The organism is uncultured Gimesia sp. (assembly GCF_963976445.1).
GTDB lineage: Bacteria > Planctomycetota > Planctomycetia > Planctomycetales > Planctomycetaceae > Gimesia.
The window spans coordinates 93,440-117,829 of the sequence record NZ_CAXBKP010000020.1 but is presented as its reverse complement, the minus strand read 5'-3'; the positions used below and the strand labels follow the sequence as shown (position 1 = coordinate 117,829).

At 48.7% G+C, this 24,390-nt stretch carries 19 protein-coding genes and 1 tRNA gene; 11 read left to right on the top strand and 9 right to left on the bottom strand.

Annotation, left to right across the window (positions count from 1 at the left end):
- The first annotated feature begins 35 nt into the window (after positions 1-35).
- The 3 genes from AAC022_RS19785 to AAC022_RS19775 all read left to right on the top strand — a co-directional run bounded on the left by AAC022_RS19785 (position 36) and on the right by AAC022_RS19775 (position 5,859).
- Positions 36-1,370: a hypothetical protein gene (locus AAC022_RS19785; RefSeq protein WP_339733760.1), complete on the top strand. Its 1,335-nt coding sequence runs from the start codon at positions 36-38 to the stop codon at positions 1,368-1,370.
- Positions 1,371-1,654: 284 nt separating this feature from the next.
- Entirely contained in the window at positions 1,655-2,455 is an 801-nt protein-coding gene (locus AAC022_RS19780; RefSeq protein ID WP_339733759.1) for an MBL fold metallo-hydrolase, read from the top strand.
- A 533-nt stretch (positions 2,456-2,988) separates the two neighbouring features.
- On the top strand, positions 2,989-5,859 hold the full coding sequence (locus tag AAC022_RS19775) for an MMPL family transporter (protein ID WP_339733757.1): 2,871 nt from the start codon (positions 2,989-2,991) through the stop codon (positions 5,857-5,859).
- On the opposite strand, the gene rsmD is transcribed toward AAC022_RS19775, so the two are convergent.
- The 3 genes from rsmD to AAC022_RS19760 form a co-directional block, all read right to left on the bottom strand.
- Positions 5,860-6,465 carry a 16S rRNA (guanine(966)-N(2))-methyltransferase RsmD gene (gene rsmD, locus AAC022_RS19770; RefSeq protein ID WP_339733756.1) on the bottom strand — a complete coding sequence of 202 codons (606 nt, stop codon included), beginning with the start codon at positions 6,463-6,465 and terminating at the stop codon, positions 5,860-5,862. It abuts the gene before it with no gap.
- 105 nt (positions 6,466-6,570) lie between these two features.
- Positions 6,571-7,140 carry an FHA domain-containing protein gene (locus AAC022_RS19765; protein WP_339733755.1) on the bottom strand — a complete coding sequence of 190 codons (570 nt, stop codon included), beginning with the start codon at positions 7,138-7,140 and terminating at the stop codon, positions 6,571-6,573.
- A 169-nt stretch (positions 7,141-7,309) separates the two neighbouring features.
- Positions 7,310-7,873 carry a response regulator gene (locus AAC022_RS19760; protein WP_339733753.1) on the bottom strand — a complete coding sequence of 188 codons (564 nt, stop codon included), beginning with the start codon at positions 7,871-7,873 and terminating at the stop codon, positions 7,310-7,312.
- 406 nt (positions 7,874-8,279) lie between these two features.
- Here AAC022_RS19760 and AAC022_RS19755 point away from each other — a divergent pair, with 406 nt between their 5' ends.
- The 3 genes from AAC022_RS19755 to AAC022_RS19745 all read left to right on the top strand — a co-directional run bounded on the left by AAC022_RS19755 (position 8,280) and on the right by AAC022_RS19745 (position 9,613).
- Positions 8,280-8,609 carry an HU family DNA-binding protein gene (locus AAC022_RS19755; protein WP_339733751.1) on the top strand — a complete coding sequence of 110 codons (330 nt, stop codon included), beginning with the start codon at positions 8,280-8,282 and terminating at the stop codon, positions 8,607-8,609.
- 534 nt (positions 8,610-9,143) lie between these two features.
- The gene (csrA, locus tag AAC022_RS19750) at positions 9,144-9,356 is read left to right on the top strand and encodes a carbon storage regulator CsrA (RefSeq protein ID WP_339733750.1); all 213 of its coding nucleotides are present in this window, start codon (positions 9,144-9,146) and stop codon (positions 9,354-9,356) included.
- A 182-nt stretch (positions 9,357-9,538) separates the two neighbouring features.
- A tRNA-Glu gene (locus AAC022_RS19745) sits at positions 9,539-9,613 on the top strand.
- A gap of 14 nt (positions 9,614-9,627) precedes the next feature.
- Here the strand turns inward: AAC022_RS19745 and AAC022_RS19740 are convergent.
- Positions 9,628-10,848, bottom strand: coding sequence for an aminotransferase class V-fold PLP-dependent enzyme (locus tag AAC022_RS19740; protein ID WP_339733748.1), 1,221 nt, complete (start codon positions 10,846-10,848; stop codon positions 9,628-9,630).
- 195 nt (positions 10,849-11,043) lie between these two features.
- On the opposite strand from AAC022_RS19740, the gene AAC022_RS19735 reads away from it, so the two are divergent.
- Together AAC022_RS19735 and mutY are read left to right on the top strand one after the other, a co-directional pair.
- Positions 11,044-12,150 carry a GTP-binding protein gene (locus AAC022_RS19735; protein ID WP_339733746.1) on the top strand — a complete coding sequence of 369 codons (1,107 nt, stop codon included), beginning with the start codon at positions 11,044-11,046 and terminating at the stop codon, positions 12,148-12,150.
- Between the two features lie 53 nt (positions 12,151-12,203).
- Positions 12,204-13,484 carry an A/G-specific adenine glycosylase gene (mutY, locus tag AAC022_RS19730; RefSeq protein ID WP_339733745.1) on the top strand — a complete coding sequence of 427 codons (1,281 nt, stop codon included), beginning with the start codon at positions 12,204-12,206 and terminating at the stop codon, positions 13,482-13,484.
- A 1,334-nt stretch (positions 13,485-14,818) separates the two neighbouring features.
- On the opposite strand, the gene AAC022_RS19725 is transcribed toward mutY, so the two are convergent.
- Positions 14,819-15,301: a division/cell wall cluster transcriptional repressor MraZ gene (locus AAC022_RS19725; RefSeq protein WP_339733744.1), complete on the bottom strand. Its 483-nt coding sequence runs from the start codon at positions 15,299-15,301 to the stop codon at positions 14,819-14,821.
- Between the two features lie 397 nt (positions 15,302-15,698).
- On the opposite strand from AAC022_RS19725, the gene AAC022_RS19720 reads away from it, so the two are divergent.
- Positions 15,699-16,052 (top strand): hypothetical protein, encoded by a 354-nt coding sequence (locus AAC022_RS19720; RefSeq protein WP_339733742.1) that lies wholly within the window; start codon positions 15,699-15,701, stop codon positions 16,050-16,052.
- A 176-nt stretch (positions 16,053-16,228) separates the two neighbouring features.
- Here AAC022_RS19720 and AAC022_RS19715 read toward each other — a convergent pair whose 3' ends face one another.
- Positions 16,229-17,602 carry a Gfo/Idh/MocA family oxidoreductase gene (locus AAC022_RS19715; protein ID WP_339733741.1) on the bottom strand — a complete coding sequence of 458 codons (1,374 nt, stop codon included), beginning with the start codon at positions 17,600-17,602 and terminating at the stop codon, positions 16,229-16,231.
- A gap of 334 nt (positions 17,603-17,936) precedes the next feature.
- Positions 17,937-18,764 carry a DUF1571 domain-containing protein gene (locus tag AAC022_RS19710; protein ID WP_339733739.1) on the bottom strand — a complete coding sequence of 276 codons (828 nt, stop codon included), beginning with the start codon at positions 18,762-18,764 and terminating at the stop codon, positions 17,937-17,939.
- Between the two features lie 708 nt (positions 18,765-19,472).
- Here AAC022_RS19710 and AAC022_RS19705 point away from each other — a divergent pair.
- Positions 19,473-20,336: a hypothetical protein gene (locus AAC022_RS19705; RefSeq protein WP_339733738.1), complete on the top strand. Its 864-nt coding sequence runs from the start codon at positions 19,473-19,475 to the stop codon at positions 20,334-20,336.
- 95 nt (positions 20,337-20,431) lie between these two features.
- Here the strand turns inward: AAC022_RS19705 and AAC022_RS19700 are convergent, their stop codons facing one another.
- Positions 20,432-20,848 (bottom strand): hypothetical protein, encoded by a 417-nt coding sequence (locus AAC022_RS19700; protein WP_339733737.1) that lies wholly within the window; start codon positions 20,846-20,848, stop codon positions 20,432-20,434.
- 616 nt (positions 20,849-21,464) lie between these two features.
- Between AAC022_RS19700 and AAC022_RS19695 the strand changes: the two genes are divergently transcribed.
- Positions 21,465-22,748, top strand: a complete 1,284-nt coding sequence (locus AAC022_RS19695; protein ID WP_339733735.1) for a nucleoside permease — start codon at positions 21,465-21,467, stop codon at positions 22,746-22,748.
- A gap of 88 nt (positions 22,749-22,836) precedes the next feature.
- On the opposite strand, the gene AAC022_RS19690 is transcribed toward AAC022_RS19695, so the two are convergent.
- A complete protein-coding gene (locus AAC022_RS19690) occupies positions 22,837-24,261 on the bottom strand; it encodes a hypothetical protein (protein ID WP_339733734.1) in 1,425 nt (474 codons plus the stop codon).
- Positions 24,262-24,390: the final 129 nt, after the last annotated feature.

The window sequence follows — 24,390 nt, the reverse complement described above, 5'->3', positions numbered from 1 at the left end:
TCAAACCCATGTATGCGTTTGAAGAAACTCGATTCGTGTCTCTTTCCAGGAACGTTGCGACGTGTGGTTTCCGGTTGATTGGTCTGTGTCTGGTGGTCTGCTGCTGTTTCTCAATGCCAGCGGCGGTGTGGGCCCAAGTCAGTTTTGAAGAAGCGCCGATTAATTATAATAAATCGAAGCCAGAGAATCTGATCACGCGTCTGCAAAAAAAACTGGATGCAGGCAAGGTGACGCTGTCTTACGATCGGAAAAAAAGAACCGGTTATTTATCTGCGGTGCTGGAGTCTCTGGAGATTCCGGTCTCTTCGCAGGTGCTGGTATTTTCCAAGACGAGTTTGCAGGTAAAGCACATTGATCCACAGTCGCCGCGTGCGTTGTATTTTAATGACGATCTCTATATCGGGTTTGTGCAGGGCGGTTCGGTTTTGGAAGTTTCTGCCAGTGATGCCAAACTGGGTACCGTGTTTTATACGATTTCTCAGACAGAGTCCTCCAAGCCTGCGTTTGTACGGAAAACGTTTGAATGCACTCAGTGCCATGCCTCGTCGATGACGCAGGGAGTGCCGGGGCATATTATGCGGTCGGTTTATCCGGGTCCGGACGGGATGCCCGTGTTTCGTGAAGGGACTTATCGGAGCGATCATTCCAGTCCTTTCGAAGAGCGCTGGGGCGGCTGGTATGTGTCGGGCACGCATGGAAAAATGCGTCATATGGGAAACTTGATTTTTCGCAGCGGGGACAGTTCCAATAATCTGAATCGCGAACCGGGGGCGAACGCCGTTGATCTGGATAAGTGGTTTGATACGGATGACTATCTCAGCCCGCACAGCGATATTGTGTCGTTGATGGTGCTGGAGCATCAGACAAAGATGCACAATCTGATTACCCGGGCTCAGTTTGAAGGTCGGATTACGGAGCGGGATGCTGAGGTGATGAACAAGATGCTGGAGCGGAAAGCGTCGTTCCAGAGTGACAGTACGAAACGACGTTTTGCGAGCGCAGCGAATCGTCTGGTTGATTACATGCTGTTTGTGGATGAGCTGGCGCTGAACGACCCGGTTCGGGGAGTTTCCCGTTTTCAAACGGAATTTCCGCAGGCAGGTCCGCAGGATCGGCGCGGACGTTCGTTGCGGGACTTCGATCTGGAGCAACGGCTGTTTAAGTACCCGTGCAGCTTTCTGATCTATTCGGAATCATTCGAAGCGCTGCCGCGACCAATTCTGGAATTTGTGTATCGCCGGTTGTGGGATATTCTGACCGGCAAGGAGCAAGGCAAGCAGTACGCTCACTTGAGCGCAGCAGATCGGCGGGCGATTCTGGAGATTCTGATCGAAACGAAACCCGGTCTGCCGGAATACTGGAAGCTGTAAAGCGGTTGTCATTGTCTGGTTTTTCCGATGGGCGAGGATTTGCTCTGCGGTGGCTGGTTTCTAATGAAAATCAGACTTATACCCCTACATCTGCTTTGATAATGGTTGTTTCAGCGAATTGGCCCGCATAGAATGACGGGATCACTGAGATTGGCTTTCAGGGGTTCCTATCTATTGGGCGTCTACTGTAAGAACGAGATTTCTGTAAAGCTCTCAACCAGTCTTTGCTTTTCTGAACGAATGAAATCAATCACTGAGCTTAACCATACGAGGAGCTTACGGGAATGTTGCCCCGCCGCGAAGTTTTTTCACACGTCATCGAAATCAATTATCAGGCCAGACAGCGTTTGGGGTGTTGTGTTTACCTTGTCTTTAATGATCAGAACGAATGGCTGCTGATTGATATCGGCTATGAAGATACCGTTTCAGAAATCATTGAGATGATCCGCCAGATGGATTTTCCGCTGGCGAACTGTAAATATCTGATAGCCACGCACGCCGATGTGGATCATATACAAGGGTTGAGCCGCGCCAAAGAGTTGCTGCCTTCAGCACAAGTGGTGGCGCATCCGAGTGCGGCCCGCTTGCTCGAAGTGGGTGATCGCATTAGTACTTATGCCGAGATCAGTGCGCAGGGGATTTCGATTGATATGCCCGCCTGCAAGATTGATCTGGAAGTGAATGAAGGGGATGTGATTGACCTGGGTGGGGACATCAAGCTGGAAGTCTGGCATACCCCCGGTCATACCGACGGCCAACTCGCATTTCGTTTCGGCGAATTACTGTTCTCTGGTGATAACATCTATCGCGATGGCTGTGTGGGCCACATTGATGCCCATCATGGGTCGGATATTCCTGATTTCATCAAGTCCCTGGAGCGAATTCGCGACTGCGATGCAAAATGGCTGCTGCCCAGTCATGGTCCCATTTTTCGAAACAAAAAATCGCTCTTGCAGGCGACTATTGATCGTTTGGATACATACCTGCATATGGCGGATTTCGGGACGTGTGCCATCGATTGGCCGTTGCAGGACCAGTGGGATGAGGAACTGCTGAAGGGGTTTGATCCCGAGACTGCCGAATAATCGCCGCTGTTCTGTGGTGTTATGTTCATATTTCAAGCCATTTTAAGGCTCGTTTTCTCATTGCTGCGCTGAACAGGAAGTCTTAAACGAGGTGAAAGTCCTGTTTTTTCTGTTTTTTGCTGGTAAGCGGCACCTCTGAGTGGGTATTCCTGCTGCTATAATCCGCAAAATTGATATCATTATCAAAATCTTCATCACAAACAAAAATGTTGTTTGTGTTGCGACAAGTTCAACCCGATACGGCGACGAAAAATACCGATGCGGGGCGATCGTAAAAAGTGATATCAGAACGGAATCAGAAGAGAGCTTTTCCGTTTTTTTGTACATTCGAGATTGATTCAAATTGAGAAAGAGTGACAATTCAGGAGATCTGATTTGAAAAAGGTCTCGAATTCTCCGGGATAAAACTCAAGTTGGATGTACTTGATGAGCATTTCTGAATCAAACAATTTTCAATTTGAATTTCACCTTTGTTGTGGCAGGGCTGAGATTCATTGATTTGATAAAGCCTCTTGGGGCAATTGGAATAGTTAATGGCTTCGTTTTTTCAAAAACGCGATCCCTGGGGACACAGTCTCTCGTTATGGGTTGTGGTTTTCATGATCTTCATTACTCCCGTGCTGTTTGGGGTTTTGCGTGAGATCCGGCAGGAAAATAATGTAGAGAACTGGTTGCCCCCCGACGATCCCCAGTCAAAAGTTCTCTCCTGGCACCGCAAAAGTTTTGGTATTGAAGATCGTGTGCTCCTTTCCTGGGAAGGGAGTTCTCTGACCGATTTGCGGGCAGAGCGTCTGAAAACCCTGTTGTTAGGAACACCCGATGAAGGCGGAGTTCGCCGTGGCGGTTCGCCTTACATTCAGAATGTGTTAACTCCTCAGGATGCTATTCAGAAGATGGTCGAGTACCGGGTGGACCCGGTAGAAGCTCAGCAGCGTTTAAAAGGAGTTTTGCTCGGTACCGGCGCATTGAAAATCCAGCTCACCGAAGCTGGCCGGAAAAGGCAGCAGCAGACGACTCAGGAACTGATCGATCAAGCAAAGAATACGTTAGGCGTCGTATTGACCGTGAAGCCCGCTTTTAAAGAGTGGGTGGATATCGTCGATGAATCGGAAGAAGCGGCAATCATTGAAACACCTGCCAGCAATGCCGAAGATCAGATCGATTTCAAAGCGCTGGTGGCTGCGATTCCATCGCATGATTTGCAAATAACCTGGCCGCGCATGCAGCCTGATTCCAAACTGACTGACCAGATCAGGCAACTGGCGCTTTCTCTGAAGCGGCCTACGATCATGCCTGAATCTACGACGACGAATTCTGAGCAGGGTGATGCTGCTGCGACAACGCAACCTGCTCTGGTTGAAGAATGTTTCTTCGCCGTCGGGACGCCGATTGCCGTTGCGATCGAGTTGTCGGATACAGGAGACGCCGACCATGCAGCCGCGGTTGCCGCCATCAATGCTGCTGCGTCTAAGTCAGGCATCCCGGCAGAGGGACTGCACATGGGAGGCCGACCTGTGGCGGGAGCCGCTCTGAATCAGATGGTCAAACAGTCTTCCTGGAACACAGCCTATCCCGTCTGGCAGTTTCATAAGCGGTCTGTGACACTGTTTTCCGGATTGATTGGAATTGCCCTCGCGTTTCTGATGTTACGGAGCCTGCGGCTTTCGTGTCTGGTACTGCTGGTTTCTTATTATACGACGTTTGTCGCTGTGTCAGTAGTACCTTTGACAGGGGGAACCATGAATATGGTTCTGGTGGTGATGCCGACCTTGTTGACCGTGCTGACGCTTTCCGGTTCGATTCACGTAGCCAACTACTGGAAACATGCCGCGCATGTGGATATGAAAACCGCGGTGACTAAGGCTGTTGAAATGGCACGCGCTCCCTGCATGATGGCCAGTCTGACAACCGCCATTGGTTTAGCTTCCTTAATGACCAGCCCGCTCTCACCGGTGCGTGATTTCGGTCTGTATTCCTCGATAGGCTGCCTGATTTCACTGTTAATGGTGTTGTTTGGCTTACCGTCGCTATTGCAATTGTGGCCAGCCAAACCACCCAAAGCGTCTGAGATTGATACTAGAAACTGGCAGAAGTTCGGGCGTGTTTTGTCCCGGCATCAGGTTCTGGTGTCGATGAGTTGTCTGGTGATTTTCGCTGTCTCATGCTACGGCTTTAAATGGTTTCGGACGGAAACGAAGGTCATCAAGTATTTTCCGGATTCCTCCCGTGTGATCCAGGATTATTTATTCCTGGAAGAAAATCTTTCGGGAATTACCCCCGTCGACACGGTGATCTGCTTCGATGAAGCAGCACAGAAAAACACGAATTTTGTCGAGCGGGTTGAGCTCGTACGCAAGATTCAACAGAAAATTGCAGAACACCCGGAAATCAGTGGTTCCATTTCTTTGGCTGATTTTCGTCCTGTTTCGGAACCATTACCAGAAAATGCCAGCACGTTTCAAAAATTGCGCAATGCGAAACGAGTCAATGAAACCGAACGACGCGTGCGGGAAAGTTTAAAAACCGGCAGCGCCAAATCGTTTCTGTATATTGCCGATGAAGCGGTTGAGATGGAGCAGGAGACAGCCAACGGTGCCAGATCTGTGGCTGTGAATAAAGGGGACGAGATGTGGCGGATTACCTCTCAAGTGGCGATTATGACCGACCTGAATTACGGGCACCTGACGCGAGATCTGAACCAGGTCACACAGTCGGTGTTGCGTGATCATGCCGGCACGACCCATCTGGTGACAGGCACGATTCCTCTGTTCCTGCGGACTCAGCAGGCAGTTCTTGAAAGCCTGATAAAGAGCTTCGGGCTGGCATTTGCGGTGATTGCGGTTGTGATGATGATTCTGCTCCGCAGCCCAACAGCCGGCTTGATCACCATGTTACCGAACCTGATGCCGATTGGCGTCGTCTTCGGTCTGATTTCCTGGATGAGAGTCCCCATTGATATCGGGACGATGATTACCGCTTCGGTGGCGTTGGGGATTGCCGTTGATGGGACCCTGCATTTGCTGACCTGGTTCAAGATCGGCATCGAAGAGGGCAAGACCAAGAGCGAAGCGGTCGCTGCTGCATTGGGGCATTGTGGCCCGGCGATGTGGCAGACCAGTGCTGCAGTGGGGATCAGTCTGGCGATGTTGTACCCGGCAGAATTGCTGCTGGTGAGCCGTTTCGGGATTTTGATGTGTGCCCTGGTCGTGGCAGCATTACTGGCTGACATTATCTTTCTGCCGGCTCTGTTAGCGGGGCCGCTGGGTTCTCTGATCGTGGCTTCCCATAAAAAAGAGCAAGAGGCGGCTGCCACTACACCGCGGCTGCAGGATGGCAAAGCAAGTAAGCCACATCTCCCGCAGGCAATTAAACGGACTCAGTCTGAAAAGACGCTGGAGACCTGATCAGAGCGATGTTTCAGGCGGGGTGGCCGGTTCTCCTTTTTTCATGAAGTGCAAGTCCATACTCGATTTCTGCAGCAGGTCATATTCTTCCCACTCAGGCGGACATTCGAATTCTGCATCCCGGGGGGCTCTTAAAATCAGGCGGCATTCTTCGGAAGAAACGTTGTCCCGCGCCAACCGGTCCAACGATTCGTAGAGTTTTGAGCCGGGCTTGAGATTATCGAGCATTTTATAAGGAGGATCGAAAAAGATCAGATCAAAGGGGACAAAATCCGGGACGTTTTTGGGGCGGAATGAGGAGAGCAGCGCATTGTTTCTCCAGCAGAGTGTCTCGTCGTCCGCACCGACCATTTCCACGTTGCGTTTGAGGAGTTCGTATGCTTTGTGATCCTGTTCAATAAACACAGCACTGCTGGCACCGCGGCTGAGTGCTTCCAGTCCGAGTGAGCCCGTACCGGCATAGATATCGGCTACACGTTTTTCCTTGACGGAATCTCCCAGCCATTCAAAGAGGACTTCTTTTACAAAGTCGGTGATCGGGCGGGTTGTCTGTCCGGGATTTACATGAAGTTTTCGACGACGGTATTTTCCTGCAATAATACGCACAGCTTTGTCATTTCAATAAAAACAGGTGTGAACTCAATGGCTCTCACGGGTAGTAAATCTTCTTTAAATCGAGATTGTATAGAGACTTGTTGGCAATGAGAAGCATCAGTTACTTTCCTGCTTCTTTTGTGCCACGCGTTCCCAATGTTTTTTGATAATATCAGCAGCTTCCTCGGCGACAGAGTGAAATTCCCTTTTTTCCAGGGGTTTTGGTGCGGGAGCGGACTCTGCGGGCGGAATGTTTGAAGTGGGAATCATCGTGGTGTCTCCGGCTGTCGTTGTTTCTGTCTCAGGCACTTCTTCCGAGAGCCAGCTGCTAATGTCGTCGTCTGAGAGAGGAGCCGCTTGGTCTGGTTTCAGATTAGTGGGCTTTTTGATAGTCGTTTTCGCGCCAGCTAATTCGAAAACCATCGGCCCGATTCTCAGTTGATCACCTGGATGAAGAGGCGTTTTTGTCTGTATGGCGATGTCGTTGATAAAAGTTCCATTGCGGCTTTCCAGGTCGTCCACGAGTAGTTTCCCGTCGCGGATCAATATTTGGCAGTGCGTGCGGCTAACGTCAGAATCAGAAACGCGTATATCACACTCCAGGTCTCGTCCGACCGTAATATCTCTTTCGGGGAGCTTTAATTTTTTCCCCTGATATTTGCCTGTCTTGATGATGAATTTTGGCATGGAGTCCTCAAATTTTAATATGAATTTTGTCTTGTGGAATCAGATGTTTACAGGCAGTCCGTTTTGGTTTTATTTATAACAGTGGAGTATACAGGTTTGTTTGTATCAGAACTCAACTGGGTGAGTGAGAGTACCGGAAATCCAAATCGGGATGCAGGTTGGTTTTCTATTAATCATGCAGGGGAACCATCAGCGGCTCATTGCACGTGGGGCAGGTCATCGCGCGTCCGCGGTGCTTGCTGCGAACTTTTAATTTTTTACCACAGGGGCAGAAGAAGTGAATTCGTTTTTCGGTACTCACTTTCGCAGCAGGAAGGTGTTCCTTCTCCCAGAGCTCATCGGAAATTTCTTTGATCAGTTCGAGCAATTCCTCTGGATCACAGGGCTTTAGCAGATAACCGTCTGCACCGACGCGTGTGGCCAGTTGGCGTGATTCCGGAGAATCGATTGCCGTGAGAATCAGTATGGGAACATGACTTTCTTTTTGTTTCATGTGTTCGCAGATTTCAAATCCGCTTTCATGAGGCAGAATCAAATCAAGAATGACAAAATCAGGTTTATGCATTGTGAAGGATGAATGGGCCTGACCGCCATCTTTTGCGATCGTCACATGGTAAGCGTGTTCTTCGAGTAGTGTTTTCAGGAATAGTGCAGTGTCTTGTTCGTCTTCAACGACGAGTATGTGATTAACAATCGACCCTGTCATGTCCTGGCGAATTTCATTTGTAGCCATTGTGGAGGCCCCCTGTTTCAGTGTCCCCGATTCGGTCGGGCTGCATTCGTTTTTAAGCTAATTTGCAGTTCAATTTGAATTGTTTGCAAAAAGGTTTGGTATGGAAAACGGCGATTCGTCAATAGAAGTTCGCAGTCAAATTGTGAGTTCTTAAAATAAAGCATGAGGTTTATTATCTCAAAGGGACAAATGAATGACACGACAAAAGTTTTTTTTCAGCGGAAATGCCAGAAAGTCCTGAAAAATAGGGGCAAACACATTGACTTTTGGAATTAAGATTACTTTACTTACGCTTGGCTTAGGGAGACTTCGGTCTTGATTCCAGCCACAAACTGATTTCACAACTCATTATGACGAGGTGGTGATCCACTTCTTTCATTTTCAATTCCAGTATCAGGAGTTCACGATGGCAGCAAAGGCTACGACTAAAGATAAGCCACTTACCAAAACAGAGATCCTCAATGCACTGGCTGAAAGTTCTGGACTCACTAAGAAAGAAGTGACGACTGTTCTTGATGAACTCAGCGGACTGATTTCTAAGAATCTTGGAAAACGTGGTCCTGGCGTCTTTAACATTCCTGGACTCCTGAAAATTCAAGTTCAGCGGAAACCAGCTACCAAAGCCACCACCCGCCCCAATCCATTCAAGCCCGGCGAAATGATGCAGGTTGCTGCGAAGCCAGCCCGCAACGTCGTCAAGGTTCGACCTCTCAAAGCACTGAAAGAGATGGTTTAATCATTCAGTCTGCTTGAATCTGAATACACGATCATGAAGGTGCAGTTTCCGTAGATGGGAACTGCATCTTGCATGAGTCGGTTTCGCGGTTTCAAGAAGGCATGAGGGTTCTACTCTCTTTTGTCGCGCTTCTCTTGACTTTACTGAAGTTTTCTCATGTTTAAGGGAACTTTCAGGTCAAAAACGCTTAAAAGCCAAAATTTCTTTGAAATTTAGGTGTTTTTTGTGAAGCCAGATGCCAAATAGTCCTTTCAGGTAAATGTTTTCGTAAGTGTAGTTTTGACTACATCTTACGACTGCAGTGTAAAGCCTCAGCTCCAGGTGTGTTTCTTCTCTTGATGCCACTTTGCAGTCTCTCTGCGCGCCTGCATTGCGCTAGCCTCTTGACGGTATAAATGTGGGCATGTAAAATTCCTGCGTTAATTGATTGATTGGTATTATCACTGATTAATGACTGTAGCGCTAAGAGCCTACTAGAGAGCGCTAGATCAGGATTTATGTAGGATGCATCAGGTGTCCTGAAAGAGAAGTGGCATGTTAGTATTATCTCGTAAGAAGAATGAGAAAATTATAATCGACGAGAATATCGTCATTACGATTGTCGAGATCCGTGGCGACAAAGTTCGCCTGGGAATTGAAGCACCACGTGAAGTTCCCATTCATCGTAGTGAAGTATATGAAGCAATTCAAAAAGAGCAAAATTCGGTTTCAGAGACAGAAAACGATGCCCCTGAGCTGATACAGTAATTTTGAATTGTGCAATTATGAATACTAAAAAAGCCGCCACGGGGTGGCTTTTTTTATTGATTGATTTTCAGGTTTCTTGCCGGTCAAACGACGGAATTCAAAGTATTTTCAGAGAAGATGAATTCTATTAACGCCGTCCGCTTGACTTATCCGATGGAAACCTTAGATTACTATTTCGCTTCGGCCCCATCGTCTAGTTAGGCCCAGGACATCGGGTTTTCATCCCGAAAACAGGGGTTCAAATCCCCTTGGGGTCAGTTGTCAGCGAGGATCATTCAAATGAGTGATCCTCGCTTTTTTTATGTCTGGAGCCAAATTCATCGCTGGTGGACATCTGAATGATTTCACCAGCGTGCTGGTAAATGCGCCTGATAGCACAGGCAATCAAATCCATGTTGTTTTGGTCGGTCAGTAAAACCGGATGATGCAGGACTACGAGATTCTGATCACAGGCGGTTGCGACGGGGAGTTCATCGAATTGTTTGAAACGCCGTTTGCTGTGAATGGCGTGTAACGCTCTGAAGCCCGGATACAGGGCAATCCCTTCCGATTGCATGGACAGGCAGAATAACTCCCTGGAGAGGCCTGCAAAGCGATCTGGGGTGTACTGGAAGCCCAGTTTATAAAAACCAGGGCAGGAGTCCGTTTCGTTCTCCTGATAGAGGCTGGTTAATCCGGCGTGGTCTTCGAGTTGTTGCAGCAGGCGTGTGACATTCTCCTGGCGTGTTTGATTCTGCTGTTGCAGTATTTTCAGTTGCGGAATCAGCAATGCTGCCTGTAACTCTGTGAGGGGGTAGGCATCATTGCCCCGGAATGAGTAGAGTCGAATGCGTTGTGCGATCTGGGGTGAGGATGTCATGACTGCCCCGCCGCGTCCTGCTGTTAACAGTTTGCTACCACCAAAACTAAGGATCCCAATATCTCCGGAACTACCGGCGATTTGTCCCTCTATTTTGGCGCCTGGTATCTGACAGGCATCTTCTACTACGGGTATTCCCCACTTTTTGGCAATGTTCATCACAGCCGACATGGGGACTAAGCCTCCATGTAGGTGAGAGACCAGAATACATTTTGTCGAGTTGGTGATGGCTTGTTCGAGTAGATTGAAGTCCAGGTTACAGTTTCGAATGTCGACATCGACAAGGACCGGTGTGGCACCAACGGTCAAGATATTTTTGAAGTTCCCTTCGAAGTCATACGCGGCGAGGATGACTTCATCTCCCGTTCCGATGCCCAGGCCGCGCAGGGCAAGCTCGATCGCAACGGTACCACTCGAACACAGAATCACTTCTTCTGTTCCGTGAAAAGCGGCCAGTTCCTGTTGTAACTGCTGAGAGCAAGGACCATGATATTTTCCCCACAAGCCTGTTTGTTGTGCCTGCTGTAAGACCTCGTTGATCGCTGGATCGATAAATGGCCACTCGGGAGGGCCTTTCGGAAAACAGGGGGCTCCCCCCAGGATGGCAGGTATTTCTGATGATTCACTGTTCATAAGATTCGGTCGTCAGTTCCGGTTTTTGGATGCCAAATGGAAATTATTAAATAACATCCTATTGTACTTAAGAATGTTTGATTAAACTAAATGCAGACTAAATAGGGAAAATTTTGATACTAACAGCCGTCTACGAGGCCGGCCGGTGTTAATATTAAGTATTCGAAAATCAATTTTATCGTGAATGGGTGCGGCATGTCACATCAGATTAAATTTATTATGGTCGGCGGATTTTTAGGAGCCGGTAAAACGACAACGCTGGGCCGGCTGGCAAAATATTATTCTGATCAAGGATTGAATGTTGGGGTGGTGACCAACGATCAGGCGGCAGACCTGGTGGATACGAATGCGCTGCGATCACAGGGGCTGCATGTCGGCGAAGTGGCCGGTGCCTGTTTCTGTTGTCATTTTAACGCGCTAATGGAAACGATCGAGGAGCTGGGAGCAAAGTCAAAGCCGGATGTGATTCTGGCAGAGCCTGTGGGAAGTTGTACTGATCTGGTGGCAACGGTGATTCAGCCGATCAAGCGATTGTTTGATGCCGAGTTTACGATTCACCCTTATACTGTTTTGATGAAGCCCAGTCATGGTCGGAAGATTTTGAAAAATGAGACCGGTTCCGGGTTTTCCCCGAAGGCCGCTTACATCTTAAAGAAGCAGATGGAAGAAGCAGATCTGATTCTGATTAATCGGATTGACGAATTGTCGACCGCAGAAGTCGACGAGCTTACCAGTCTGATTGACGAGAACTTTCCGGGAACTCCCGTGCTGAGAACCTCCGCGCTGACAGGCGAAGGTTTTGAAGGGCTGGTTAAGTTTCTGGAGCAGGAGGGGGATTTCGGGAGTAAGATTCTCGATATCGATTATGATATTTATGCCGAGGGTGAAGCGGAGTTGGGCTGGTTAAACAGCAGTGTGCGTCTTACATCCGAAACGTCTTTCTCGCTGGATCAGTTGTTGCTGGATGTGATTACTCAGTTGCAGACCTCTTTTAAAGAGCAGGGGGTTGAGACGGCGCATCTCAAAACAATCGGATTGTGGGAAGGCTTTTTCGGCGTCGCTAATCTGGTGAGTAACGACAGCGAGCCCAAATTGTCTCTGGCTTCAGACTGCACGGTGAACGAAGTGGATTTGATTGTGAATGCCCGTGTCGCCTGTGATCCGGAATCATTAACAGAGCAGGTGACTCAAGTCTTGGAGCGTTGTGCGAAGGGGTTGAATGCGAAACTGGAAATTCGCCAGACGCAGAGTTTTCGGCCCGGCCGTCCTGTTCCCACGCACCGCTACGCGACTCCTCAGTAAAGTTTGGTCTCAGGCTTGTCTCTTGCGGAGTGTCTGGTACATTACGGAAATCCATGTCTGATCTAAATTCTTTATTTGAGGCCCAGCGGCGACAGCGATTTCGTCGGCAGTTAATTGCGTGGTATGTTGCGCACCAGCGTGATTTACCCTGGCGGCGACTGGCGGATCCTTACGCAGTCTGGATCAGCGAGATCATGCTGCAGCAAACGGTCGTGGCGGCCGTGATTCCTTACTTTGAAAAGTTTCGAGGTCGCTTTCCCGACGTGCATGCTCTGGCGGCTGCTGAAGAAAGTGAAGTGCTGCAGTATTGGGAAGGGCTCGGGTATTACAGCCGGGCACGGAATATTCATAAGGCGGCCAAAATTGTTTCTGAGGAGCTGCAGGGGGAATTTCCCCAGAGCGTGGCAGGGTTGCAAGAATTACCGGGCATCGGTCGGTATACCGCAGGGGCCATTTGTTCGTTTGCTTATGACCGACGGGCACCGATTGTTGAGGCGAATACGTTGCGGCTGTATTCGCGGTTGATTGGGCTTGAGGAAGATCCTCGATCAAAGGCTGGCCAAAATCAATTGTGGGAGTTTGCGGAGCTGATTCTGCCGCGCAAGTCGCCGGGTGATTTTAATCAGGCGCTGATGGATTTGGGGAGTCTGGTCTGTACGCCTCAAAAACCCGATTGTGCGGCCTGCCCGGTGAGTTCGGAGTGTGAAGCGTTTTTAAGTCAGCGCCAGCATTTGATTCCCAAGCCCAAACCGCGTCCCGAGATTACGCCCCTGACGGATGCCAGTATTGCTGTCTTCGCGGGAGAGAAGCTGATGATTCGCCAGCGAATGCCCGGAGAACGCTGGGCAGGGTTATGGGATTTTCCCCGGTTCACGTTAGAAGAATTGAATGGTTGTTCGCATCCGGTTGTGTCGCGGAAAAAAACTACCGGGAAAAAAGCAGCTGGGAAAAAAACAAATGGGCAAAAACAGCTGTTTGTTGATCAGGATCGGCGGCGGAAACAGGGAATCGAGGTTCCCGACGGTTTGCCGGAGGCCGTGATTCCCCGCCTGGAAGAATATGTGTTGGCACAGTCCGGGGTTGCGGCTTCGATCCAACACTTCGCTTCCGAGATTCGGCACAGTGTGACCCGGTATAAGATTCGCCTGCTCTGTTTTGTGGCGTTTGCTGAAGCGGGGGCGAGATCTGCTGTCTCAGAGGAAGCAACGGCCGGATATCAATGGGTCAAAGTAAGCGATCTGGAAGCGTACCCGTTGTCGGTGACGGGGAGGAAGTTTGCGAAACTGCTAGCGGAGATGGTTTCACCGGCCGAGGGTTCCACACAGAAGGACTAGTGGAGTGTCGTTTTTAATTTTGGGGTTGATAGATATCACGAGAGTGCGACAACGGAGCACGTAAACAACACCCCCAACCCTCAATTTCTAGCTTGACAAAGCATTAGGTTGTGTTTCTTAATTCGAATTCGTCTTTGCAAAAGAAAAAACATCAAGATGTGATGTAAAGTTAAAAACGAACCAGGTAGGAACCGGAGCTAATGCCCTTCGGCTAAGTTTCTTTTTGGGCCGACTTCGTCAACATTGGAACCCTGATTCAGAACCGGACCGGTTTATCGACAGTTTCCTGTTGTCTGTGACAACCCCGAATTGCATTCGGGGCGACCCGTTTCATCTATTTCGCAGTAGAAATAGTTCATCGTGGTGTGGCACCGTTGGCTTGTCCAACGGTGAATGTGCAGCGAGTTGAAACACGAGTAGAGACCTGTTGTGAGTGGTAGATCGCGAGCTCCCTTTTTGAAGTCGGATTCTTGTATCACAAACGGTGGTTGGCGCCATTTCGCTCACGGCAGGTGTGCTGTTTCTGACGATGGGTGTTCACTTTTCGTGTGGTTTCGTGATTTTCGTGGTAGAAAACTGTTTCAGGTATAGCGACTGGTGGGTTCAAAAGAGTTCGGTGTTGGAGACCAGGTCAGTTTCCATTTATCATGCCGGAACTTCTTGTTGGGTTCCCTCAACGCGACATCAATTTTCAATGTCAGAAGGCGGGCGAGCACACAGGTACCGCCCCTGGTCCTAAAGACCGATTCGTAGCTTGATCGCCACTCGCTTCTTCATGCCTTAACCCGTACAGTCGCCTGAGCGGTGCCAACAACACTAGCTACGTTGAAGTTGGACTGACAATAACAGAACCAATGCGTTTTTGAGGTCGGTGTCGTGTCTCACAAACGGTGGCTGGCGCCAATCCGCTCACGGCAGGTGTGCTGTTTCTGACGATGGGTGTTCACTTTTCGTGTGGTTTCGTGATTTTCGTGGTAGAAAACTGTTTCAGGTATCACGAACGGGTGGGCAGGAAACCAGTCGTACGATTTTCGAACCGGGGCTAATGCCTTGCGGCTAATTTTCTATAACGAAGTCAGATGCATTGTGTTTGCTTTGTTGAACTGTATTGCTCAGCGCATGAAAAATCCCCATTCTCAAAATTGCCTGAGATTGAGAATGGGGAAACGAATTTGACTCAAGAGAAGAAAGCGGCATCCGTGCCAAAAAGACCTTCCATGGAATTTAAGCCTTTAGGGTGAATCGGATGTGATGGGGATACTGAATGAGTCGCCCACTTCTCCTGTCGTCAAAGACGCTAAAGAACAATGTGTATTGTTTCTTTGATTGTGGGTTTAGCCGGACAGGTCTTTGAAAAGTGTCCCGAATTCGGGCATGTCCTGTTCCAGCAGATTTTGCCAAGCTTCCAGGTTCCAGATTTCAACGCAAATTACTGCGCCGACAATCATGACTTCCTGGTTTGGTTGAACTCCCAGAAATTCTCGAAATCCTTCAGGTATTGTGCAGCGAGAGCGATTTGCCAACTGGATGGTCCGGTTTCTGGTCGACAGTAATCGACCCAGGCGTTGTACTTCATCCCAGCGATTTTCCAGGCGATGTGCCTGGATCTTCTGTTTAATCAGATCAACGCCCTGCTGGTGTCTGGTTTGCCAGTCTGCGGCTTTCCAGAGACTCAGACATCCGGCTCGTTCCTTGGTCAGCATTGTTTCCCCGGCTTCGTCAGTAATTGCCTGAGCCATTTCTACGGGAAGAGAAATTCGAAACCGGTCATCGACCGTTCGTTTTGTTTCTCCCGAAATAAATGTTTCGCCGTTCATAGCCAGCCTGAGAAAGGGGACGCGTGTAGTAACTCTCCAAAATATTGAGAGATCTCAGTATTGTACTGGGCGGATAACCCACAATCAACTAGTTATCAAAGATCAATTGGGTAAGAAACCCACATGACCTGAATTTACAGTTCGTCGATCTAAAAGGCAATCATTGATTGTCCAATTCTGCTGATTTTGTCAATTTTTCTGCCTGGCTTTTGTTTAGGTGGAAATCTGTAGCAGGCTCCGGCTTAGCAGTCCTTTCCCTTTTTCAGCTACAGCATATTGGTTGCTATCCAATAGAATGCTCGGCTTGGATTCAGTTTGCGAGACGATGAACCCGTGAGCTAGCGGACGTGCCTGGGCTGTTCGCAGACAGGTGCTTTTTCAGAAAAGGAGAAGAGTCATGTGGTACTTCCTGCAATTAGTCGCGGCAATTTTTTTCTGTTGTATCGGGGGGAGTATGAATCAGGCTGGAGGGCACGAAGGTGGCCACTTCCGAAGGTGTGTTGAAGTCCGTTCATCAGGTTCCGAACGAGTACCATGTCGTGTTGATGGCGCTCCGATACGAATCGATAGTGTCGCAAAAAATGGTGTGCAGACGGCAGTGGATCATTTTCTTCAGGTGATGATCAGCGAAACATCACCACTGAATCTGGTGCGGGATGATCAGTTGGTGAGCCTGGTTCAGGTGATGAAAGTGTTTGTTCTCGCGCGCGACACACGGCTGGGAAAGTGTTGGAAATTACCAGTGAGTTAAGAGGATTCTGTTTCAGGTTGAAGGGAAATAGGGAGAGTCGTGAAATGATCAATGTGGTGAAGTCGGATGAGAGTTGTTGTGTTTCAGAAGGATATAAAAAAAGCGAACCCCGAAATGGTTTCGGAGTTCGCTTGTTGATGCATTTTTTCAGAGACGAACGGAGTCGTCAGTTAATCTTAATACTCACGTCGTTTCAGGATCCCCGGCAGTGGGACAGGGTAGGAGCCATCGGCGCGAGCGAGGACAGGCGCTGGTGAGTCCATTGTCAGTTTATCGACATCGGGAGCGAATTCTTGTTCGCAGTTGAGCATTTCGTCGTAGGTGACGACCTGACCTGTGTGGGCAGCCATGCGTCCCATGGAAGTGACCAGGCTGGCTTCAGCACCACGCCTGACTTCGTTATAGGGTTGATCCTGCCTGATCGCAGTGATCAGGTCATCCCATTCGACCTGATATGGATTTGGTTCCGGTTGTGGATAAGCCCACTGGAGGTTGGCTTTATCTTCGTTATGGCCTTTGTAGATTCGCGACTTGGCAGGATGGTGAGCCGACGTGGAAATCACGGCGAGTCCCTTTGTGCCATGGGCAAAACTGGCAAATTTCTGACGGCAGCCAGGAATCGTACGGCCGCGGAGGAACATTTTGGTTCCATCGGCGAACGTGTATTCGACGCTGTAGCTGTCGAAGTTCTGGTCGACATTATCGCCTCGGTAGTGGCGTCCGCCAGAACCATCGGCTTTAACGGGCCAGGCATTTTTCATCCAGCAGCTTTCGTCGATGTTATGAATCAGGAAGTCACTGAAACCGCCACCACTGGCCCAGAGGAACCCGTGGAATCGAGAAATCTGATAGAGCAGTTCGCTCATCTTTTCAGGCTTAGGTCCAGTCGCTGCAGAGCCCGTTGGGCCGGCCATGCGGTAGGCTCTAAGTTCGAGGATATCGCCGATCTGGCCATCCTGAATGCGATCGTGCAGTTCCTGTCGTGCTTTGCAGTGACGGCACATCAGGCCGACGCCGACCTTGAGATTTTTCTCTTCCGATTTTTTCGCCAGTTCGAGCATCTTCCGGGTACTGGGGCCATCCACGGTAAGTGGTTTTTCCATGAAGACGTTGATGCCTTTTTCGATGGCATAACCGAACTGGACCCAGCGAAATGCGGGTGGTGTGACCAGCAGGACGATATCGCCGGGGCCGAGGCAGCTGATTGCTTTTTCGTACCCGTCAAAGCCGATGAATTTCTGATCTTCGGGGACATCAATTTTATCGCCGAATTGTTTTTCGAGGCTGTTGTAGCTGGTCTTAAGGCGATGGTCGAAGACGTCTGCCATGGCGACCAGTTTGATGGGGCCGCTAGTGGTGGAGAGCGCGTTGGCTGCTGCTCCGGTTCCCCGTCCGCCACATCCGACGAGTGCGATTTTGATCGTGCTTTCATCGGCGGCATAAACGTGTGGAATTGCCGTTCCCGCTAAAACAGAAGCCCCAGCTGCGAGTCGACTTGAATTCTTTAAGAAATCGCGACGGGATGAGACTTTCTTGGGCGCTTCACTCATGTTGGGGCTCCTTGGTAGTTGATAAAAAGTAGATCAAAGCAGGTTGTAATTTTATCTGATCAGCTGATTGAAACAGGCGTACTGCATCAAGGTTGTTTTTTCTGTCCTATGTATAGAGTACGGAAATAAATCAGATAAAGACAAAAGTCATATGATAATATCTGATTATATCAATGCGAAAGAGCCACTTGCAACTTGATAGTGTGCGTGACTGACGGGAAAGGGCAGACAGTTGTGGGGGGAGGCAGGTCTCAGATGAAGGAAAAACAGCCGCAGGTCAGATACTAACCTGCGGCTGTTTATTTGTAAGAGATGTTAATTTATATGGCAGTGCTTAGAAGTTATAAGCAGGATTCTTTGGATTAAAGTCAGCGTCGCTTAATCCCACATTGGTGCGGATGTTAGTGTAGGTGTATTCTTCGACTAACTCCGGCGTGCTATTTCTTTTTGTCGGCCAGTCGTACTGTTCGACTCTGACAGGAAGATTGGTTGCTTTATCGATGTACAATCTTGTCATATGAAAGCGGAGTCCCTGTTTTTGTTGTGGGTAGCTGGTCTGCAGAACTTTACACTGCAGGTTCCCCAGTTTGGCATCCGGGAAGTATTTGACAGAGACGCCGGCATCAACTTGACGTTCCTCTTTCCACTGTTTCAGAATCTGATACAGCATTTTTCGGATGCCGATGGTTGTGATCGGGTAACGACTTTCGTCCATTGCCTGAGGGCTGTTTGGTTGAAGAGAGACGGTTCCGACCAGACCTTTGATTCCGGTTTCATGTGCCAGGATCTGGTTTCCGTTCCGGCCGTGGAAGTAAATGACTTCTCTGCCAGTATGTGGTTTTTGAAAATTGAGATAAACGCACAATGGTTTTTCGCGAAACTTGATTTGCATGGTCTGTGTGGCCTGCATTTTTCGGCCCACTTTTTCCCGCTTAATAAAGGTCGACTGAAAATCTTTAATTTGCGCCGTTGTTTCATAGCTCTGCATAGCGAGCCGAATCGCGGGATCGAGTTTATGTTCGTTGGGGGCTGCTGCCATCAGGGTGCCGACTTGTGACAGGTAGGCAGTCGCTGTGAGGGTTAATACTCCCGCGATGGTAGCCATCTTTTTTGTCTGGCTGACCAGTACGATGCTTGGTTGGTAATGATTTTGTTTTACCATTGAATTCCGTGACTCCCTTTGTCGAAATCCACTCGCTTCGAATGATTCCCGAGCGAGCACTTTTGCCCGAGAAACAATTTCAAAACCAGTAAGAAATGTAGACCATACTGCTGTATGGAAACTGCTGACTGAATTTCCGCTTATTGAAATGATAGGTTCCGATCAAGTATTGTCGAGAACAGATCCAATCTGTTTTTGGCTCGAATCTATATTATTAATCGAACTATTTGATCAACCGTAATTACTTAGATCCCGTGTTCTCCTTGTTTTTTCGTAAATTGTCAAGACAGATTCTTCAGTTTATCTGTTTGGGTGTTTGGGCTGCGTACTGTTTAAGTTTTCTATGGCCGCCTGCTGCTCTATTTTAACAGGAGTGCTCTTGAGTGAAAAAAGAGAAATGGTCGAGATTTCTCTAAATCAGGAGATTTTCCAAAACTTCAATTGTCCATTTAGAGGCGATTCTGTATGATCCGCCCCCTTGAGTCAGGCGTTGGAAGCAATCTGAGCTTCGAATGAATGTTTCTCAAGAGCTAATTGGTCAGTGATATGTCATGCCTGATGAATCATATCAGGCAGTTTCTGATCTCGTAAGTATGTGGTTGACCACGATGGTTTCTGGTAACCAGACATTGAGAACAAGGAGTGTTCCCATTGTTCAAATCGGATATTCTCCGATAGCGTGATTGCGAACATGGAGGGGAAACGCAAATGCGCTCCAAATCAAATGACTTTTTTTCAACCTTGCTAGTGCTGATACCTTTGGTTGCAGTTCCGATGCTGGCCATATTTGGTATTCCAGAAATCGCTCCCGTCAAAAAGTCGTCTCTTAGTGAAAATGATCTCTTCAGCGGCGAAGAATCATCCCACTCTCAATTTGAAGACATTTCATTTGATGCTTCATCACATGAAATTGCGCTGGGGGGTGAAGAAAATCTTGGCAAGCCGGCTCGGGGAGATCGGAATCGGTCTGACCAGGGGAGTTCTTTCGCGAAAACGCCGTCCTCTCGAAATAGTTCGATTAATGGCGAAGAATGGTTGCCACCTGCAGATGCGATGGATGGGTGGGAGCTGGATTCTATTCCTTCTCAACTGGGACCGGACCAGAAAATGAGCGGACTCTCTTCGTCAGAACAATCGTTCGAAGGGGGTTTTGAGAATAATACGATTCAACAGGCGGAGTTCGATGGCGGACAATTCTCACCGAATAACGGTGATTCATTCGGCCAGGAAATCCAGCAAATCGGGAATGAAACAAATCCTTTTGAAAAAACAGCTCCCGTCAGACAGGCAGCTGTAAAAGAAGTCGATCCACAGTTTCGCTTACGAGCAGAGACGATGTTGCGGCGAGATCCGGCAACGTGGAGTGCCGCCGTCCAAAAGTTGAATGAGCTGGGAATTAGAGACTACCGTCTCGGACCGGGAGTGCGGCCAAACGAATTTTTATTCAGTTGCACGTATTCACTCCCGCAGAGTCCACGGATTTCCAGACGGTTTGAGGCAGTAGCTCTTGACCCGTTGAAAGCCGTAATTAAAGTCTTACAACAGGTCGACGAGTGGAATCAAACGAAGTAAGCTAACCGGATCAAAATGAAGGAAGCCCTCTTTGAATGAAACTTCGAAGAGGGCTTTTTTATTTGTCGCCTGGAATTGCTTACCAGTCAAATGAATTACGCTTCATTTTTCTTATTCTGTTTTTGTTTGGCCTTTTGTTTTTTGGCTTTCAGCTTCTTTCGCAACTCTTTTGACTTAGGAGGTGCTTTACGTTTGATGACGGTTTCTTTTTCGGCAGCCTGTTCTTGCTTCTCGATTTGGCCACAGAGATCGGCGAGGGAAACAGCCACATCCTGTTGACGATAGGATGAAGAAGCTGTCCAGGCACGGCAGTTTTTGTGACCTTCCACGTGATAACTTTGATCCAGGCTACGAATTGCGTGGCTGAATTCAACCATTTCATCATTGATCGCGGTTGAAGCAGCACTTAGCCCAACGGTGGCACCAAGGACGCCTACGGTTCCCAGCAGGACCAGTTCAGCAGACATGACAAAACCAGCTTCATCACTCCAGAATGTTTTTAACAGATTCATGATCAGACCTCTCAGAATGCGGTGACAAGTTTATTGAGAGTGGGATGAGAGTGAGTTCCGCCTGTACCGATTGTATCGATTATTCGGGTTAAGTGGATTGTACTGCATGTTTCTTGGTTGTAAATATGGGTAGTATGAAAAGAATGGAAAAACAGCATGTTTTGTGGGTCAATGTTTATAAGTGTATTTACTGTAATGAGATACAGGATATTGATATTAAGATGCTGATAAACAAGACACCCTTTGGGTGGTGGTTTTATGTGAGCCTGAATGGGTTGCTGAGTTTCCGGAAAGAGGTCATTTCATCGCCAGGCACGAAGTGATCGAAGTCCATTCTGGTGGAAAGTGACTGAAGTTGGGACTGTTGTTCCCGATCATTCAGGAGAAATTCGTGGGAGTGGATCCCTTTATACTTGTCTGATTTGTGAATTCGGGACATGATCGTAACGAGCAAAAATCCGAAAGGCTCCGTACTCAGCTCGATTTCGGGTTCCTTGTAGCGTCTCCACGGCCGATGAGGCCGGTTTCATTTTCAGAGTCGCTACGGTTTCATTGAACGTGATAAAACAACAGATAACGTGATAAAACAACAGATCAGGAGAAGGGCCCGCCCAATATGTCATCACAGCAATCGCCATTATCTATTGGTATTCGACTTTCAATCATGATGTTCCTGGAGTTCTTCGTGTGGGGAGCCTGGTATGTTACCGTGGGAAACTACATGAAAGCTCACGGTATGGAAAGTATCACTCACTGGGCCTATACCGTGGGCCCGATTGCCGCCATTCTGTCACCATTCGCGCTGGGCATGGTGGCAGACCGATTCTTTTCTTCAGAGCGGGTGATGGCTTTGTTGATGATCGCTGGCGGTATCGCCTTAGCTTTTGCTCCTGGAGTTGTGACTGAGAGCGGAGAAGGGAGTACCGCTTTCATATTGCTGCTGTTGTTACACATGCTATGTTATATGCCGACTTTGGGGCTGACAAATACGATTGCATTTTCACATCTAAAGAATCAGCAGGTCTGGTTTCCGTTGATTCGTGTCTTTGGCACAATTGGCTGGATTGTAGCCGGGATTATTGTCAGTAAAGTCATGGACGCGGATAAGCTCCCGCAACAGTTTTATGTTGCAGGAGGTGCTGCCGTTCTTTTGGGGATTTATAGTTTAACACTTCCCCATACGCCGCCTCCTTCGAAAGGCAAGGCCATTTCTGTTCGCGATATTCTGGGGCTAGATTCACTGGCTCTGTTGAAAGATCGTTCTTTCCTTGTCTTTATGGCAAGTTCACTTTTAATCTGTATTCCGTTAGCCTCCTATTATAATTTCGCACCGATCTTCGTCGGAGACGCTCATATTGAACACCCGGCATTTCAGATGACCTTTGGTCAGATGTCAGAAATTTTGTTTATGGTGTTAATGCCATTCTTCTTTAAGTTTCTGGGCGTCAAGCGGATGTTGCTGTTCGGCATGTTTGCCTGGGTTCTCCGATATGCATTCTTCGCAGCGGGCGCCTCTGAAGCGGTTTACTGGATGATCATTTTCGGCATTGTGCTACATGGTATTTGCTATGATTTCTTCTTCGTCACGGGGCAGATTTATGTCGAACAGAAAGCGGGCCCCGCGATTCGTGCCCAGGCACAAGGGTTTCTGGTGTTAGCGACACAAGGTTTTGGGATGCTGATTGGGGCTCAAGTCAGTGGTTTATTATTCAATAAAATCGTGACCGGTGAGGGAGCCGCGAAACTCCAGACTTGGAAAGAGTTTTGGATCATTCCTGCCGTGGCGGCCTTTGTAATTATGGTCATCTTTTTTATTCTGTTTAAAGATGATCCCAAGAAAGCCGAGGGAGTCAGCGAAGAAGACGTCGCGAAAGCCGCTGGTACTGAAGAGATGGTTTAAGCCGCTCTTTCGCTCCCACAATAATAAAAGCCCTCTGTTCATTGCGAGCAGAGGGCTTTTTTAATGTGTTTCGATTTTAAATGTTTGCTTATCGACCAGGGACGGGGGCTGCTTGCAGCCGGACCGGCATCATGGATTCGACAAGAATGTAGTCACCGCGTAAATCAGAGCGAAACCAGCGTTTGCCGGTGACGCCAACCGGTCGTCCCTGAGCGGCATCCAGATTGATTTGAGGTGAGACCGGCTGTAGATAAGCGAGGAATTGACCATTGGGGGCGACCAACGCGTGGGTGGGCATTCCCTGTTGACCGGCTCTTAATCTTCGGACGATACCTGCTCCCGAAAACTGTGGTTGAGTCGGCTGTGTTGGTTGTGGCGTTGTCTGTGGTTGGGGAATGGTCGGTGTTGGAGCGCTGGGTTGAGGCAGTGGACTGAGTGGTTGGCTCGGAGTCACTGGCTGTGTAGATGGTTCGGGAGTCGGTGGTATCAAGGACTCTGAACCGGGGGTTGTTGTTGATTCTGGAGTCGGGTAGCGGCCGGTTTTATTTTGATCGGGAGCCATCGAGACGAGCTCGGCGTCGCGTATACTGGTCTCTTTCGCCAGATTCAGAAAGTCCTGATATTCTGCCTGCACTTTTCGATAGCGCTGTACCGCATCCAGTCTCAAGTCAATTTTACTGGCGATGGCAGGGTGTTTGATTTCCTGTTGCAGAGTTTTATAGTCCTGCTCTAAGGCATTCAAATCCCAGGCCGTTGGTTCGGCCTCGATCATGGCTCGAAATTGTGTGTCGATAGTGACAATGGCTTGTTTCGCGCCGGCAATCTGTTCTTCTTCGGGAACGCTGCGACGTGCGGAGCCATCGGTGGGGGTTTTAATCATTTCCTGCTGAGGGGCAGCAGAATTATTTTTCGTGATGCTTTGCGTAAAGGGATCATTTTCGTTGACCGCGATCGGTGAATCGACGGCCGTCGGGGGAGTTTGTCCGGGTTGATATTGATTGGTGGGAACCAGTAAATGTCCTTCCACCCAGCGCCATTCACCTGTCGGTGGTTTAATCTGATACATCAGGACATTGCCAAATTCGGTCTGGACTTTTTTGCTGCCTAAGACGGTGACTTCATCGTTTTTTGAAAGACGAATTTGTTCTACATCACGCGATTCACCAAAAGCACTGCCGACTCGAACGACCACTCCATTATCGGTAACACGGCCACGATTACCGGCTGTTTTTTGAACGTATTCCGCCCGAATCCAGCTGAAGCTTCCCTGTGGTGGGGTAATCATGAACCAGCCACCCGGATCATGTCGATGAACGGTGACGCGGTTGCCTCGTTTGAGTTTGAGCGTGGGATAATAGCGGCGTCCATTGCCGCTTCTGACCAGAGCTTCTTCCGCATTGATGACAGCTTCGTAGGGGAAATTACGTTTTTTGGCGTTAACGTCATCGGTCAGGCAGAGTAGCAGCCCTGTTATTAATATAGGTGTCAGGATCCAGCGGTCTAGCGAACACATGGAATAAGCCTCCGTGCTGACTTTAAACAGCCCATTTGAAAGGTATTATTTGAGGAGTCGAAGGTGATTGAGTAAACAGAATTGTTTTTAAATCACGAGTCGAAATGAATTCGAATGAGGGGACAGGTA

Bases quoted from the DNA above. Each gene is read 5' to 3' on its own strand.
- AAC022_RS19705 (WP_339733738.1), top strand. From the start codon at position 19,473: ATGCGCTCCAAATCAAATGACTTTTTTTCAACCTTGCTAGTGCTGATA.
- AAC022_RS19690 (WP_339733734.1), bottom strand. From the start codon at position 24,261: ATGTGTTCGCTAGACCGCTGGATCCTGACACCTATATTAATAACAGGG.
- AAC022_RS19755 (WP_339733751.1), top strand. From the start codon at position 8,280: ATGGCAGCAAAGGCTACGACTAAAGATAAGCCACTTACCAAAACAGAG.
- mutY (WP_339733745.1), top strand. From the start codon at position 12,204: ATGTCTGATCTAAATTCTTTATTTGAGGCCCAGCGGCGACAGCGATTT.
- AAC022_RS19715 (WP_339733741.1), bottom strand. From the start codon at position 17,602: ATGAGTGAAGCGCCCAAGAAAGTCTCATCCCGTCGCGATTTCTTAAAG.
- AAC022_RS19700 (WP_339733737.1), bottom strand. From the start codon at position 20,848: ATGAATCTGTTAAAAACATTCTGGAGTGATGAAGCTGGTTTTGTCATG.
- AAC022_RS19775 (WP_339733757.1), top strand. From the start codon at position 2,989: ATGGCTTCGTTTTTTCAAAAACGCGATCCCTGGGGACACAGTCTCTCG.
- csrA (WP_339733750.1), top strand. From the start codon at position 9,144: ATGTTAGTATTATCTCGTAAGAAGAATGAGAAAATTATAATCGACGAG.
- AAC022_RS19695 (WP_339733735.1), top strand. From the start codon at position 21,465: ATGTCATCACAGCAATCGCCATTATCTATTGGTATTCGACTTTCAATC.
- AAC022_RS19760 (WP_339733753.1), bottom strand. From the start codon at position 7,873: ATGGCTACAAATGAAATTCGCCAGGACATGACAGGGTCGATTGTTAAT.
- AAC022_RS19725 (WP_339733744.1), bottom strand. From the start codon at position 15,301: ATGAACGGCGAAACATTTATTTCGGGAGAAACAAAACGAACGGTCGAT.
- AAC022_RS19710 (WP_339733739.1), bottom strand. From the start codon at position 18,764: ATGGTAAAACAAAATCATTACCAACCAAGCATCGTACTGGTCAGCCAG.
- AAC022_RS19780 (WP_339733759.1), top strand. From the start codon at position 1,655: ATGTTGCCCCGCCGCGAAGTTTTTTCACACGTCATCGAAATCAATTAT.
- AAC022_RS19765 (WP_339733755.1), bottom strand. From the start codon at position 7,140: ATGCCAAAATTCATCATCAAGACAGGCAAATATCAGGGGAAAAAATTA.
- AAC022_RS19720 (WP_339733742.1), top strand. From the start codon at position 15,699: ATGTGGTACTTCCTGCAATTAGTCGCGGCAATTTTTTTCTGTTGTATC.
- AAC022_RS19735 (WP_339733746.1), top strand. From the start codon at position 11,044: ATGTCACATCAGATTAAATTTATTATGGTCGGCGGATTTTTAGGAGCC.
- AAC022_RS19740 (WP_339733748.1), bottom strand. From the start codon at position 10,848: ATGAACAGTGAATCATCAGAAATACCTGCCATCCTGGGGGGAGCCCCC.